We start from the raw sequence: 14,624 nt of genomic DNA on the forward strand, positions 1-14,624 counted from the left end.
CGTTAACTTTACTTCTAAGTGTAAGATAATCATGTTTGAACTTATTGCCGAAGCAGCTTCCAGCATCAATGCCTTTTCACTGGCCAGGCGAATCGCTGCTTTTAATGTTCCTGTCCTTATTCATGGTGAAACGGGAACAGGTAAAGAATGTGTTGCCAAGTTTATACATTCTATTGCGTTTCCGCAGGACCAATGTGCACCTTATATCGGTGTTAACTGTGCCGCTATTCCTGAAAATATGCTCGAGGCAACTTTGTTTGGTTATGACAAAGGTGCGTTTACGGGAGCCGTTGCAACCGTACCGGGGAAAATGGAATTAGCCAATAATGGAACGCTGCTGCTCGATGAGATCGGTGATATGCCTTTAGCACTGCAGGCTAAGATATTGCGTGTATTGCAGGAACAACAGGTTGAACGTTTAGGCAGCAATCGTTTAATAAAACTGAATTTCCGCTTAATTGCCTGTACCAATAAGAATCTTGAAAAAGAGGTTGCTGCGGGGCGATTTAGAGAGGATCTCTATTATCGTTTATCAGTGATTCCTGTGACTATGCCACCTTTGCGTGATCGTATGGAAGATATTATCCCGCTGGCTGAGTCCTTTATTAAAAAATACTCCACGGTTCTGGCTAAGAATATCAAACTCTCTGAATCATCACGACGTGCATTACTCAGTTATGCGTGGCCGGGAAATGTACGCCAGCTAGAAAATGCCATTCAAAGGGGCATGATCCTTAATCGTGATGGGGTGATTTATCCCGACACTTTAGGTCTTCCGTCAATTGAGTCGGATTCCTGGAGCGAACCGGAATGGCATCCTAAACCCAGTTTGCAATTAACTGAAAGCGACAATCTGGGCCAGCATGGTCGCAGTGCGCAGTATCAATACATTGCTGATCTGATGCGCAAATATCAGGGCAATAAAACAAAGATTGCTGATTTATTAGGAATTACCCCGCGTGCGCTTCGCTATCGTCTGGCGTCAATGCGAAAACAGGGAATAGAAATCTTCTCCTGAATCAGTCTGTTGTACATAGAGCGCTTTTTCATTTTAAGAGTAGGTCATGAGCATAAATACGATCACCCCAGCCAGTACGATGCAAACGCAGATGATGCAGGACATGCAGCAAATGAAAACGGTCGCTCAGGCGCCCGTACTCTCGCCGATTCAGATTAACGTTGTTGGCACACCGTCGGCGTCATCTCAGGTTTCATTCAATCAGGTCTTGCAAGGGGCGCTTAACCATGTTGATCAGTTTCAGCAGGTTGCGGAGCAACAGCAAACGGCTATTGAGACGGGGAAAAGCGATGACCTGGCGGGAGCAATGATTGCGGGTCAGCAGGCGTCTTTGTCCTTCTCCGCGCTGGTACAGGTAAGAAATAAAATCGCTTCCGGATTCAATGACCTGATGAACATGTCAGTCTAACGCTATGAATGAATTAATAAAGAAGTTTACTCAGCTATTACCTTCATTATCTTTCAGGCTGGAGGGTAATAAACGCTGGGCGTTACTGGCAGCTGCAGCTATTGCGGCTACTGCGATTATTGTGAGCATCCTGTGGAACGGGAATCACGGCTATGTCTCACTGTATGGTCGGCAAGAAAATCTCCCAGTTTCACAAATAGTCACCGTGTTGGATGGCGAAAAGCTGGAATACCGTATTGATCCGCAAAGTGGTCAGATTCTGGTGCCGGAAAATGCGCTTTCTAAAACGCGGATGGCGCTTGCGGCCAAAGGCGTTCAGGCGATGTTGCCTGCTGGCTATGAACTGATGGACAAAGATGAAGTGCTGGGTGCCAGTCAGTTTGTGCAGAACATCCGCTATAAACGCAGTCTGGAAGGTGAACTGTCTCAGAGCATCATGACGTTGGATGCCGTAGAAAGCGCCCGTGTGCATCTGGCTTTGAACGAAGAGAGTTCGTTTGTCGTCAGCGACGAACCGAAAAACAGCGCCTCGGTCATTGTGCGTCTGCATTATGGTAGCAAACTGGATATAGACCAGGTGAATGCCATTGTGCATCTGGTGTCTGGCAGCGTTCCCAATCTGAATGCTTCAACGGTCAGCGTCGTCGATCAGGCCGGCAACCTATTGTCCGACGGTATTGGCGCAGGAGAAGCTGTTTCTGCAGCGACGCGCAAACGCGACCAGATCCTCAAGGATATTCAGGATAAAACTCGTGCCAGTATGGCAAATGTCCTCGACTCGCTGGTAGGAACAGGCAACTACCGGGTCAGCGTTATGCCGGATCTCGATCTCAGCAATATCGACGAGACGCAGGAACACTATGGCGACACGCCGAAGGTGAATCGCGAAGAAACCATTCTCGATAGCGATACAAATCAAATCGCGATGGGGATCCCTGGCTCGTTAAGCAACCGTCCGCCAGCGGCTGTAAACCAGACGGGAAATGGTGCCAATGCGAATACTGCAGAGGAACCGCGCCAACCAGAGGCGCTATCGAAGCATAGCGAAAACAAGCGTGACTATTCCTGGGACCGTAGCGTCGAGCATATTCAGCACCCCGGATTCGATATTAAGCGTCTGAATGTGGCTGTGGTCCTCAACCAGAGTGCTCCTGCGCTGAAAAACTGGAAACCGGAACAAACTGAACAACTGACAGCCCTGCTGAATAATGCTGCCGGGATTGATACAAAGCGTGGCGATAATCTTTCACTATCGTTGCTCAATTTTGTTCCACAGTCGATACCCGCTGAGCCGCAGATCCCGCTATGGAAAGATGACAATATTCGGGCCTGGGTACGCCTGATTGGTTGTGGCTTGCTGGCGCTATTGCTGCTGTTGTTTGTAATCCGTCCGCTAATGAAACGCCTGGCTGCCGATCGCCGGATAACTGATGCACCTGAACTGGCGCTGAATGCGGGCTCTCCGGTAGCTATTCCTGCGACAGAGCCGCATTTTGCGGCGACAGATGATGAACGTAAAAGTATTGAACTGCCTTCTTTCCCTGGTGACGACAGCCTGCCCTCGCAGAGTTCCGGGCTGGAAGTGAAGCTGGAGTTCCTGCAAAAACTGGCGATGAGTGATACCGATCGCGTAGCTGAAGTTCTCAGACAATGGATAACCAGTAATGAGCGAATTGACAACAAGTAACGGCAGTAACAACAGCTATCTGGAACAGGCCGCAATTTTATTGTTGTGCCTTGGAGAGGAAGCGGCGGCCACGGTGATGCAGAAACTCAGTCGCGAAGAGGTGGTTCGTCTGAGTGAAAATATGGCGCGTTTGTCTGGCGTGAAAACCAGCATGGCGAAAAGAGTGATCAATAACTTTTTTGATGAATTCCGCGAGCAGAGCGGCATCAATGGTGCATCACGTTCAATGCTGCAAGGTATTCTGAATAAAGCGTTGGGGACAGAAATCGCCAGTAGCGTCATAAACGGGATCTACGGTGATGAGATCCGTTCGCGAATGTCGCGTCTGCAGTGGGTTGAACCCCGCCAACTGGCGATATTGATTTCGGAAGAACACCTGCAATTGCAGGCCGTATTCCTGGCATTCTTGACACCGGAAATTTCCGCCACGGTGCTGTCTTATATGGGGGAGTCAGTCCAGAACGAGATCCTCTATCGGGTCGCGAAACTGAACGACGTAAACCGTGATGTCGTGGATGAACTGGATCGCCTGATTGAACGCGGGTTGTCTGTGCTGTCCGAACATGGCTCGAAAGTGAAAGGCATCAAGCAGGCGGCGGATATTGTTAACCGCTTCCAGGGCAACCAACAGTTGATCCTCGATCAACTCCGTGAACGCGATGAAGGTGTGCTGGAACAGTTGCAGGATGAAATGTACGACTTCTTTATTCTCAGCCGTCAGAGTGATGAGGTTCGCCGCCGTCTTCTCGATGAAGTTCCGATGGAAGACTGGGCGGTGGCGCTCAAAGGCACTGAGGTGCTACTGCGTCGCTCTATTTATGCCGTGATGCCAAAACGTCAGGTTCAGCAGCTGGAGTCGATTACTTCGCGTCTGGGTCCGGTGCCTGTCAGTCGAATTGAACAAATCCGCCGTGAAATCATGGGAATTGCCCGCGAGCTGGAAGAAGCGGGTGAAATTCAGCTACAGCTGTTTGCTGAACAGACGGCGGAGTAAAACATGGCAATTGAAACCATTCGTGGTCGTTACCGATTACACCGTTTTCCTCCTCGCCAGCGCCATCTGCAGACGGAGCAGCTAACACCGGGTATTACGCCAGCGGATTACCAGCGCCAGTTAATGGACGGTTTCCAGGAAGGGATGCAAAAAGGCTTTGAACAGGGAATGGCTGAGGGGCAGGAACAAGGTTTCCAGGAAGGGCATCAAAAAGGGAGCGAAGAGGGCCAGCGCCAGGGGTATACCGAAGGTAGTCTGGCGGGACAACAGGAAGGACGCAAACAGTTTATTCAGGCCGCGCAACCCCTGGACAACATCTCCGGCAAAGTGAACGATTTTCTGGCACACATTCAGCGCAAACAGCGTGAAGATTTGCTGCAACTGGTTGAAAAGGTGACCCGGCAGGTCATTCGTTGTGAACTGGCACTACAGCCAACTCAGCTATTGTCGCTGGTGGAAGAGGCGCTCTCTGCTTTCCCGACCATGCCTGAGTCGTTACAGGTGCTGCTGAGTAATGAAGAGTTTAATCGCATCAAGGATGCGGCACCGGAAAAGGTCAACGAATGGGGGCTGACACCGTCTCCGGATTTACAGGCGGGTGAGTGTCGGGTCATTACTGATAAGTCTGAACTGGATATAGGCTGTGAACATCGACTCGACCAATGCATGACTGCATTAAAAGAGACGTTGAGCCCGGAGCCGCAGAATGAGTGATCTCTCGTTCTTCGATAATGCATTGCGTTCTATTGAAGCTATCCCGTTAGCCCGGATTGCGGGACGACTGGTACGAGTGAACGGTATTTTGTTGGAAAGCGTGGGGTGTCCGCTGATGACCGGCCAGCTTTGCCGCGTCGAAAGCGCCAACCATACGCTGATAGATGCCCAGGCGGTTGGCTTTAATCGGGATATCACCTACCTGATGCCCTTCAAACATCCCGTAGGGTTGATGGCGGGTGCGCGCGTGTTCCCTGAAGAAAAAGCTCAGGAGATCCTGATTAGCGAAAGCTGGCTGGGTCGGGTCGTCAACGGTTTGGGGGAACCGCTGGATGCTAAAGGGCGTCTGAACGGTAATGATGTTCTGCCGCCTCAGGCTCCTTCGATTAACCCACTCACGCGTCAGTCGGTTTGCCAGCCGCTTGATGTGGGTGTCAAAGCCATCAATGGGTTACTCACGATCGGCAAAGGCCAGCGTGTGGGGTTAATGGCCGGCAGCGGTGTCGGGAAGAGTGTGCTGCTGGGAATGATCACTCGACAGACCAAAGCCGATATCGTCGTGGTTGGGTTGATCGGTGAGCGTGGTCGTGAAGTGAAAGAATTTATCGATCACTCACTGGGTGCGGAAGGCCTGGCAAAATCGATTATTGTGGCCGCGCCGGCGGATGAATCGCCGTTAATGCGTTTAAAAGCAACTGAGCTTTGCCACTCTATCGCCGCCTGGTTTCGTGACCGCGGGCACCACGTTTTACTGCTGGTGGATTCATTAACGCGCTATGCCATGGCGCAGCGTGAAATTGCGCTCTCGCTTGGAGAGCCGCCAGCGACCAAAGGCTATCCTCCTTCTGCATTTGGCATGATCCCAAAACTGGTGGAGAGTGCGGGCAACAGTGAAAGTGAAGGATCAATGACCGCCATTTACACCGTGCTGGCGGAAGGTGACGATCAGCAGGATCCGATCGTTGATTGCGCTCGAGCGGTGCTGGACGGGCATATCGTTCTGACCCGTAAACTGGCGGAATCCGGCCATTATCCCGCGATTGATATCGGGCAGTCGATCAGCCGCTGCATGACACAGGTGACGAGCTATGAGCATCAACAGTCTGCCCGGCTACTCAAGCAAAATTATGCCACCTACATGGATATTAAGCCGCTGATCCCTTTAGGTGGATATGTGGCAGGCGCCGATCCTGGCGTAGATAAAGCCGTCAAAGTATTCCCCGCTATTGAGCGTTTTTTACGCCAGGAAGTCAGCGAGCCTGCTTCCCTCGAACTGGTGCAAAGCCGCTTGCAAACCCTTTTCCCGGTCGCAAAGAAAACAGAAGGTAAATAATGATGCGGCAGATTATTGATACGCTTGCGCAGTTACAGCGCCTGCGAGACAAATCGGTAAAAGACATGACGGTACAACTTGCTCAGCAGCAGCAGGTTTGTGCCGGATACGAAAATAATATCAAAGCATTGGGCTACCTCATTCAAAAAACCACCACCGGTGTCGACCTTCCTTCTGCTGAGTCGCTGAAAAATGTGACCGGATATAAAGGCACGCTACGTACGGTGATCGCCTGGCAGGAACAGGAGAAAACGCTGGCCAAAATTAAAGAATTGCGTATTCAGAAAAACCTGGTTTCTGCTGCCTGCGAAGAGAAAATTGTCTCCATAACACTGGATGAAAAGCGCTATGCGTTGAGCCATGAGGCGCTTGCCAAAGAACAAAAAACAGTCGATGAAATTGCCACACAGTGCTGGCTGCGACAGAAGATGTTGGGACAATAATTTATCATTACTAAAGTCGGAACATACGATTAGGAGTTATTTTTGCGTAATTTAAATATTTATATCTGGGGCAATGAGCAACATAATATTTATCATTTGATAGATTATGCAAAAAACGATAATGATAATACTGTTTCGCTTTTCTTTTTACGCAAGCCCCCAGAAGAATTAGCAAACAGGAAAAATGTTTATACATTTGATTTTCCTGACCGTATAACACCCGCATGGATTGATGGTATATATAATATCTCGAGAAAGATCAATGCTACTTCAGTAAGAATATACTCGGCTATTGAGTATTCAGCAAATATTAATTATCCACTGGTGAAAAAATTTCACCAGGATGTGCCATGTGGAATGCAATTATCATTGTTTTTGTATGAGGCCAGTTTCAATGATATTGCATACCGCCAACAATTAAATAATTTGTTGGGTAAAGGTTTGCGTTATCTTGATTATGCTGAAAAACTAAAACAAAAGACAGTTGATGACAATAATAACTGGCATGCAATATATAATTATCTTTTCAATTACATCGTTGATACACATTATTTTTTTAACAGGCTGTATCTAAATGCTGATAAATCACTGTTTTCAGCATCTCATTATCATTATGCTGACCACCTGAATGCTTATGCCGATGAAATACTATTAGCACAGTTAACTTCATTGTCAGGGGTTAAAAGTAATACTATTGCTTTAATTAAGAAAATATGTGAGCAGAAGAAAACTCTCTTCTTTATTGATGATGGTGCCGATTTTCCGTTGGGCGAAGAAGATAAAGATACTGCCCTGTTGCAAGGTGTACTGGAACAGGGCTTCGAATTCGTATTTCTAATTAATTATACGGGAAGTATCGACAGTAAATCTTACCCAACAGTAAATTTTATCCGCTTGCCAGATGCTATAACCCCGGAATTATTAACAATTGCGGGGGTATCCCCTGATGTTATTTATGGACTATGCTCACTCTCGATTTTTTCCTGTGACAGTGAAAAAGTAAAAAGCGTATACTTCCATGAGCATAAAAAACACCCTGAAAATATCAGGTTAAGCCATTTTCTCCGTTCTCATTATAGCAAGAGTATTCCATTTTTATTTATCGACGAAACGCAAAAACGGTTAGAAAAAAATTACACTGAGAAACATATTTTTTATATTGGCGAGTCAATGGGTGATGCTCTTTTTGCTATTGGCAGCATGAATGCCCTTAGGCGTGAATTATCCGGGGCATTCATTTTACTGGCACCTAAAATTTATCATGAATTATTAGTATTATGCCCTTATGTTGATACTGTTTGGGATAGGGACAATTTAGATAAAACGATGAAGGAAGATATCTATATCTCTACCATCCTTGGTAAATATCACCAGCCATGTTCCGGGGCGCATATTTTTGCGTCACAACATCAAATCGACTCTATTCTAGATTATTATAACAAGAAAAATATCAGCAATACCCGAAAAGAAATTGTCTTGTCACTAGATGATATAGATAAGAAAAAAGTTGATGGGTTTATTGAGAGTAACAATCTCACCAGTAAAGTTGTACTGATTCATCCAAATGAAGGCGTTCCAAACAGAACGTGGCCAAAAGCTTCATGGGAAGCGTTAATAGAGTTGTTCCTGAATGATGGTTGGTCTGTTGTTTTGATTGGCGCTAATAATAATTTCTACACCCATAAAAAAACGGTAGAGATTGGCAGTAGCAGGGTATTCAATGCAATTGATAAATTTACTATGGGTGAAACTGTCTACTTGATGTCAAGATCGTCTCTGCTTGTTGCCTGTGACTCTGGGCCTGTTGCTTTAGCTGCGGCAACTGATATTGCTATCTGTGGGCTCTATTCTGTGGTTCCGGGTAAATACCGCTTGCCATATCGGCACGGTATCCTGGGCTGGAATGCACTGGCTATAAATTTGTCCTGCCAGTATGTCCATTGTGCAAAATATTACCCACTTGATACTCGTGGCACATTTGATGCGTGGTGCCCAAATAATAAGACTTACTCTTGTATTGAAAAGTATAAAGTGAACGATTTTTACCGAGAGATAAATCGATTTTTAGATTCAAAGAAATTTATCGATCAATTACCTGATTATATTTAGAGTATTCAATGAAAACGGTCAAGCTTTATATCGAGCCGGCATCACTTCCGCTGACTCAGCAACTTTTGAACTATATCAGAAGTTATAAGAATGATAATATTGTTAATATCATTGCTTTTCAAAGACTTAAAGTTAATACAAATTACACCAATAAGAAAAATACTGTTTTTATTAATAATGTTAATATTGGTCTGAATGAAAAGTTAACCGCAATGGCTAACTTTATCAAAGGCGTACAACCTTCACGAGTTGAAGTCCATACGAATATACATCGTGAGCGAGACATTCTTTTTCCGATGATGAAGTTGCTTGCGCCATTTTTCTCGCTTGATAACATTAAGTTGCATCTTTATGATGATGGTTCAGGTTCATTAATTGAACGCGACGCTATTGAGTCGCTTGACTCAGTAGCTTTTGATCATCTGATGCAGCAGCGAAAAAAACAATTACTGGCAGTGCTGAAAGCAACAGAAAGTAAAGAGTATACCTGGAATATTATTGATAACTATATCTGGCACTATTTGGTTGATACTCAATATTACTTTATTAGTTCACGTAAAAAAAACAACACTAATGCATTTTATAATAAAATAGAACGGCACGTAATATATACTAATTTTAATCTCCAAAAAATTATTACGCCAGAAGAGCAACAACTGTTACTTAAACTGGTCAACTTCCCCATGGCGTTATATCACAAACTGGAACAGCTTAATAAGGATCCTAATGCCTTGATGTTTGTCACAAGTTATTGTCTGGATCCAGTGAAGGCGATGACTTATCACCAACGACTTATTGCATTAATCCAACAACTAAAAACTGATGGGAAAATTCCAGATTCTGCGAAAGTTATATTCAAAGGACATCCAGAGAATAAAAAACTAAATCATGAAATCAGTCAGGCGATAGGTAATGATGTCCTTTGTGTCCCTGATGAAATCCCAATTGAGTTTTTAAGCTCCTTTAATTTACTTCCGCATAATGTAGGCGGGGAGTTTAGCTCAACTTTTTTTTGCATGAAAGATATCAATGTTGAATTCGTTATTCTCAAAGGTAGTGAGGCTGAAATGGATAATAAAATATTTTGTGATATTGCCAATAAATATAACGCATTTGAGATGGATAAGGTTATATATTTGTGATTAGAGTGGGCGATATTTTAATGTAGCGTTCTGTGACGTGGGGAGCACCGCGGTGCCCCCGAACAGAATACTATTCTGCGGAGAGTTGATACAGTCTGGTTTGATTGTTGAGCGGGAGTGTTCTACATATAAAAATCAGGATGGTTTAGATAAAATTATCTCTGCCAATATAAAATCTAATTCCTGATCTATATCGATAGAGTTTTCTCTTTTCATGATATAAGCAAATGTGTTTTGCTCATACAGATGAGTTAGATTACTGACGTATTTTCGATCGAAAATATAGATTGCGCCATTCAATCTCCAGGATGGTTCAAGTTCCTGCGAACGTTTGTTATCTTGAGTCTTAATAAATCCGGCCATTGATAAATCTATCGGGAGCGTATTACAAAATTGAATTGGATGTTCTGTCAGGCAAACAGAAACGATCGCTGATGCTTGTTTCGTATCATACATGTTCATCGCCTGCGCAATGTCATCTGCAGTACGTAAAGGTGATGTAGGCTGTAGTAACGTTACACATGACACTGTCCCCACATTTTGCTCAATCCAGTCGACAGCATGGCTGATGACCTCATTGGTAGAAGATGTGTCTGTTGAGAGTTCGCTGGGCCTTAAGAAAGGGACGCTGGCACCCGCGGCGCGTGCGATGTTGGCTATTTCTTCAGAATCCGTAGTCACTAATATGACATCAAACAAATTACTGGTTATCGCGGCTTCGATTGTCCAGACAATCAATGGTTTCCCTGCGAGTAATTTTATATTTTTACCGGGTAAGCGTTTACTGCCTGCTCTGGCGGGGATGATAGCTACATTCAGTGCTCTCATACTAATTCCTTGACGTCATGTTGTGCTTTATGGAAGTCGTCCATGCGTCCAATATCCAGCCAATATTCGTGTAATGGATACATGAGTACGTCATGAGATTCAGATATTTGCTGGTCAAGTAACGAAGGCATATCAATTCTTTCGTGTTTAGGAACCTGTAGAAATAATTCTGGGCTAATGACATAAATACCGGCATTAACGAAGTAGTGATGTACTGGCTTTTCTTTTATATCTACAATCCGATTTCCACTACTGTTGATAACTCCGTAAGGAATCTGGTATTCGTACTGTCGGACACACATTGTGGCTATAGGGTTGTTTTCCAGATGGAATTCAAGAAGACGTACAAAATCGGTATCTGTTAATACATCACCATTGATCATAATCAAGGGTAGTTTTTGTATATTATCAGGTAACAGACCTAATGCACCGCCGGTACCCAGAGGACTATCTTCATGAACATACTGTATATTTGCCCCCCAGTCTGAACCATCGCCGAAATAGCTGATAATTTTTTCCGCCATGTAGTATGTGGATATATAAATGTTTTTAAACCCAGATTTAATAAATTGTGTCAACAATATTTCAAGGATAGGTTTATCTCCCACTTTTAGCATTGGTTTTGGACAATCATTAGTTAGCGGTCTTAGCCGTGTCCCTAACCCTCCGGCCATGATGAATACAGGATTCTCATATGCGGGGGTGGATATTTCTTTTTCCCAGGTTTCTAGCCCGAGAATTTTATTCTCAGCGTCTACTATGGGTAATGCCAGAATACTTTGCGCTTGCATTATTTTTCGACGCTGTTTATGAGAAGTATTACTGGATACGGTAATGGGTTGACGATTCATAATAGATGAAATTTTTTCATGGAGCGATATGTCTTTTAATATCGCCCGGCGAATATCACCATCGGTAATTACGCCTAAAAGTTTATCATCTGTATCAACAACTAAACATATTCTAAGTGCACCGTCATTTATTACCGAGAGCGCATCTAATACGGAATGTTCTGACGACAGAACTATTTTTCCCCAGTTTTTTTTCATGTGGGATACCTTAAAGTGGGCGATGTCTAAAATGGTTTTGGTGTTGGGGGTGTACTATATATTTAGCCGTAACATCATTTGTTATGATTGTGCCTGCTCCAATAATAACGTCATCTCCGATTTTTATATTTTGTATGACAGTTGATCCAGCACCTATGAAGGTCCTTTTCCCGGTGACTACTGCGCCACAGAGAACCGCTCCGGGGGCTATGTGGTTATGTGGACCAATAGTACAATCATGTTCAATAACTGCGCGTGTATTGATAATGCAGTTTTCGCCGATATGAGCTCCTGCTTGAATTATTGTACCGGGGAGAATTTGAACACCAGCGTCCAATAAGGCGAATGGTGATACTATTGATTGCTCGGAAATGATATTTTTGAATTGATACCCTTGTTTCGTATAATCAGTATAAATGTTTTCTCTGAGCGCAGAGTGAGGCAGCATACCGATACCGTTAACTAATATAACCTCTTCAGGGCTATATTTTTTTATAAACGAATTGTCGTCAATTATGCTTATGCCATTGAATAAAGATCGTGTTTTTTGGACTCTACTGGTCACGATAAGATGCACGGTTTCGTTATTGTTGCACAGTATGTCGAACAAGACAGATGCGTGTCCACCAGCACCCAGCATAACTATTTTTCGTGATGATTTATTCAATGATAAGATCTCCGGAGTGATAGCTCTGGGTTGATCTTTTACCGATAACACTCCAATATAAATACGGTGACATACCGTTCCCCGGCCTCTTAATAACAACGTTTTCTTCGGTAAATTGCTCACCAGTACTAATATCTCTGGCAGCCACTAAGCTTTTCCTGGCAATATCTTTATTTTTAATTTCAGAGGTGGTGGCTGCTTTAATTTTATGCCCCAGAGCCTGTTCAACCTGGCGAATAGCTTTGACCATTTCAGTTAATTCAGTGGGTTCGAGAGAAGCTTTGTGATCCGGACCTGTCATATTCTTGTCGAGGGTAAAATGTTTTTCAATGACGGTAGCTCTTCTGGCAACTGCGGCAACAGGGACAAATATTCCTTCGCTATGGTCCGAGTAACCTACGGGAAGATCGAATGCTGAATGTAATGTATCGATAACACGTAAATTAATTTCGTTTATCGGCGCCGGGTATTCTGTCGTACAATGAAGTAGGGTAACTTTTTGCTTTAGTGCTTTTTGGCCTGCACTTGAAATGTAAGCCTGTTCAAAGGCAGTTGCACATGGGGTTGCATCTTCTGACGTGGTATAGCCGAAAGCGACCACTGCCAGCGCAGCCTCAATTTCAGCTAATGAAGCCATTCCTGTAGAGATAATAATGTCACAGCCAGTTCTGGCATACTCCAGGACTAATGGCGCATTTGTTAACTCGCCCGATGGTAATTTTAAGCGTTTTAACCCCAGTTCGCTTACAAGGAAATGGAGACTTTCAGAGTCGAATGCCGTAGAAAGAAACTCGATACCCAATGAATTGCAGTAATTAACCAGTGCATGATGTGTCTCCCAGGAGAGCTCAAGCCGGCTTAACATTTCGAGTTGTGATTCCCGCTTTTGCGTATTGGCGATCTGATACGCTGCTTGCTGGGCATGCCCGGTAACAAGGTTTTTGGCTTTAAATGTCTGAAATTTTATAATATCTGCGCCTGCTTTATACGCAGCATCAACAAGTTCAAAAGCAAGCTTTTCATCGCCGTTATGATTAACACCGGCTTCAGCAATAATTAATGTCATATCAATTCACTTCAAATTATAAAATATTTTTTGCTGGCAAAATGGAGTTGTTCTAATCATTGCCAGGATTTTTTCACTGGCATTTCCTTTGCCATAGGGATTAACAATGGTTTCACCTGGAGATGTGTACGCATGATGAATAGCTTGTTTAATTGTTTGAGTAATCTCTTCTTTCGTGACAGCACTATTGAGTACGCTTTTGGCTGCTATTCGGCCTCGCTGTCGTTCACCAATATTTACTGTGGGTGTATTAAATGCAGGGGCTTCAATAATGCCACTGGAAGAATTCCCGATGACAACAGCCGCGTTTTTGACGGCGCTGAGATAACGATGTTGCCCAAGAGAAGGAATTGCCAAGATTCTCTCTCGATCTCTCTGAGCATATTTTTCTATCAGAGAAATAATTTTTCTGCCTCCATCGTCGGCATTAGGCCAGGTCAAAATAACCTGATATTCTGGAAATGCATCCAGCGCAGCTAATAATATGTTGAAGCTTTCTTCCGGCGGTTCATACCCTAATGTGACGGAGTGATAAGTCACAAGAAAGAAGGGACGCTGTAATGGGAAATTAAGTGAGCAAGCCAGTTCTTCTACTGTCAGAAACGTCCTTCTGTTGAGATGGTCAAGACCGACTGCCCCCACATTTACGACTCTGGACGGCTCTTCGCCTAACTGAATAACCCTACGGCGATGTTCTTCAGTCGATACGCCGTGAAGATAACTCAGTTTGGTGATGGCATGACGGATGGCATCATCGTACGCTCCTTCCGTTATTTCCCCGCCATGGAGGTGCATAACTGGAATACGCAGGAACATCGCCGTTTGCGCGGCGGCAAGTGCTTCAAATCTGTCGCCTAACAGCAGTAATACATCAGGTTGTAACCGTATTAAGGCATCAGAAAATCCCAAAATGCCTAACCCCACGCTTTTGGCTACCCCGACGGCCGAATCTGAGGAGAGCAGGATTTCGATTTTCTCATCAATCCTGAAACCATCTTGCTCTATTTGCTGCCAGGTCAGGCCAAATTCTGGTGAAAGGTGCATCCCGCTGACCAGTAACTGGAGCTGAAGATCGGGGGCATCCTGGATATCTTTCATCAGCCAATACAGCAACCCATATTCTGCACGCGTACCGGTAAAGACCGCGATTTTCATTTTCTTTGTG

14 protein-coding genes are annotated in these 14,624 nt (G+C 44.6%); 9 read left to right on the plus strand and 5 right to left on the minus strand.

What is annotated here, in order from left to right; translation table 11 throughout:
• The first annotated feature begins 31 nt into the window (after positions 1-31).
• From OGX98_RS06805 to OGX98_RS06845, 9 genes are read left to right on the plus strand one after another with little or no spacing between them, the layout of a single operon-like run.
• On the plus strand, positions 32-1,018 hold the full coding sequence (locus OGX98_RS06805) for a sigma-54 interaction domain-containing protein (protein ID WP_286595024.1): 987 nt from the start codon (positions 32-34) through the stop codon (positions 1,016-1,018).
• Between the two features lie 46 nt (positions 1,019-1,064).
• Positions 1,065-1,427 carry a flagellar hook-basal body complex protein FliE gene (gene fliE, locus OGX98_RS06810; protein WP_045440121.1) on the plus strand — a complete coding sequence of 121 codons (363 nt, stop codon included), beginning with the start codon at positions 1,065-1,067 and terminating at the stop codon, positions 1,425-1,427.
• Between the two features lie 4 nt (positions 1,428-1,431).
• Positions 1,432-3,114 (plus strand): flagellar basal-body MS-ring/collar protein FliF, encoded by a 1,683-nt coding sequence (fliF, locus tag OGX98_RS06815; RefSeq protein ID WP_286595025.1) that lies wholly within the window; start codon positions 1,432-1,434, stop codon positions 3,112-3,114.
• The gene (locus OGX98_RS06820) at positions 3,092-4,108 is read left to right on the plus strand and encodes a flagellar motor switch protein FliG (protein ID WP_045440125.1); all 1,017 of its coding nucleotides are present in this window, start codon (positions 3,092-3,094) and stop codon (positions 4,106-4,108) included. The genes fliF and OGX98_RS06820 overlap by 23 nt, the downstream gene beginning before the upstream one ends.
• 3 nt (positions 4,109-4,111) lie before the next feature.
• Positions 4,112-4,822 (plus strand): flagellar assembly protein FliH, encoded by a 711-nt coding sequence (gene fliH, locus OGX98_RS06825; RefSeq protein WP_045440128.1) that lies wholly within the window; start codon positions 4,112-4,114, stop codon positions 4,820-4,822.
• Entirely contained in the window at positions 4,815-6,155 is a 1,341-nt protein-coding gene (fliI, locus tag OGX98_RS06830) for a flagellar protein export ATPase FliI (protein WP_045440130.1), read from the plus strand. The genes fliH and fliI overlap by 8 nt, the downstream gene beginning before the upstream one ends.
• A gap of 2 nt (positions 6,156-6,157) precedes the next feature.
• Positions 6,158-6,598, plus strand: a complete 441-nt coding sequence (gene fliJ / locus OGX98_RS06835) for a flagellar export protein FliJ (protein WP_045449451.1) — start codon at positions 6,158-6,160, stop codon at positions 6,596-6,598.
• 42 nt (positions 6,599-6,640) lie between these two features.
• Positions 6,641-8,707, plus strand: a complete 2,067-nt coding sequence (locus tag OGX98_RS06840) for a glycosyltransferase family 9 protein (RefSeq protein WP_286595026.1) — start codon at positions 6,641-6,643, stop codon at positions 8,705-8,707.
• A gap of 8 nt (positions 8,708-8,715) precedes the next feature.
• Positions 8,716-9,849 carry a hypothetical protein gene (locus tag OGX98_RS06845; protein WP_286595027.1) on the plus strand — a complete coding sequence of 378 codons (1,134 nt, stop codon included), beginning with the start codon at positions 8,716-8,718 and terminating at the stop codon, positions 9,847-9,849.
• Between the two features lie 135 nt (positions 9,850-9,984).
• Here the strand turns inward: OGX98_RS06845 and OGX98_RS06850 are convergent, their stop codons facing one another.
• From OGX98_RS06850 to neuC, 5 genes are read right to left on the minus strand one after another with little or no spacing between them, the layout of a single operon-like run.
• Positions 9,985-10,677 (minus strand): acylneuraminate cytidylyltransferase family protein, encoded by a 693-nt coding sequence (locus OGX98_RS06850; protein ID WP_286595028.1) that lies wholly within the window; start codon positions 10,675-10,677, stop codon positions 9,985-9,987.
• Positions 10,674-11,726 carry a nucleotidyltransferase family protein gene (locus tag OGX98_RS06855; RefSeq protein ID WP_284097340.1) on the minus strand — a complete coding sequence of 351 codons (1,053 nt, stop codon included), beginning with the start codon at positions 11,724-11,726 and terminating at the stop codon, positions 10,674-10,676. Before OGX98_RS06855 ends, OGX98_RS06850 begins: the two co-directional genes overlap by 4 nt.
• Before the next feature lie 10 nt (positions 11,727-11,736).
• Positions 11,737-12,393: an acetyltransferase gene (locus OGX98_RS06860; protein WP_200041912.1), complete on the minus strand. Its 657-nt coding sequence runs from the start codon at positions 12,391-12,393 to the stop codon at positions 11,737-11,739.
• Entirely contained in the window at positions 12,386-13,459 is a 1,074-nt protein-coding gene (gene neuB / locus OGX98_RS06865; RefSeq protein ID WP_286595029.1) for an N-acetylneuraminate synthase, read from the minus strand. The genes OGX98_RS06860 and neuB overlap by 8 nt, the downstream gene beginning before the upstream one ends.
• A 6-nt stretch (positions 13,460-13,465) precedes the next feature.
• Positions 13,466-14,614: a UDP-N-acetylglucosamine 2-epimerase gene (neuC, locus tag OGX98_RS06870; RefSeq protein WP_223306974.1), complete on the minus strand. Its 1,149-nt coding sequence runs from the start codon at positions 14,612-14,614 to the stop codon at positions 13,466-13,468.
• Positions 14,615-14,624: the final 10 nt, after the last annotated feature.

Source organism: Citrobacter sp. Cm046, assembly GCF_030333065.1.
In the GTDB taxonomy this organism is placed as follows: Bacteria; Pseudomonadota; Gammaproteobacteria; order Enterobacterales; family Enterobacteriaceae; genus Citrobacter; species Citrobacter murliniae.

Excerpts from the sequence above, each read along its gene's own strand:
- OGX98_RS06805 (WP_286595024.1), top strand. The coding sequence starts at position 32 with ATGTTTGAACTTATTGCCGAAGCAGCTTCCAGCATCAATGCCTTTTCA.
- fliE (WP_045440121.1), top strand. The coding sequence starts at position 1,065 with ATGAGCATAAATACGATCACCCCAGCCAGTACGATGCAAACGCAGATG.
- fliF (WP_286595025.1), top strand. The coding sequence starts at position 1,432 with ATGAATGAATTAATAAAGAAGTTTACTCAGCTATTACCTTCATTATCT.
- OGX98_RS06820 (WP_045440125.1), top strand. The coding sequence starts at position 3,092 with ATGAGCGAATTGACAACAAGTAACGGCAGTAACAACAGCTATCTGGAA.
- fliH (WP_045440128.1), top strand. The coding sequence starts at position 4,112 with ATGGCAATTGAAACCATTCGTGGTCGTTACCGATTACACCGTTTTCCT.
- fliI (WP_045440130.1), top strand. The coding sequence starts at position 4,815 with ATGAGTGATCTCTCGTTCTTCGATAATGCATTGCGTTCTATTGAAGCT.
- fliJ (WP_045449451.1), top strand. The coding sequence starts at position 6,158 with ATGCGGCAGATTATTGATACGCTTGCGCAGTTACAGCGCCTGCGAGAC.
- OGX98_RS06845 (WP_286595027.1), top strand. The coding sequence starts at position 8,716 with ATGAAAACGGTCAAGCTTTATATCGAGCCGGCATCACTTCCGCTGACT.
- OGX98_RS06850 (WP_286595028.1), bottom strand. The coding sequence starts at position 10,677 with ATGAGAGCACTGAATGTAGCTATCATCCCCGCCAGAGCAGGCAGTAAA.
- OGX98_RS06855 (WP_284097340.1), bottom strand. The coding sequence starts at position 11,726 with ATGAAAAAAAACTGGGGAAAAATAGTTCTGTCGTCAGAACATTCCGTA.
- neuB (WP_286595029.1), bottom strand. The coding sequence starts at position 13,459 with ATGACATTAATTATTGCTGAAGCCGGTGTTAATCATAACGGCGATGAA.
- neuC (WP_223306974.1), bottom strand. The coding sequence starts at position 14,614 with ATGAAAATCGCGGTCTTTACCGGTACGCGTGCAGAATATGGGTTGCTG.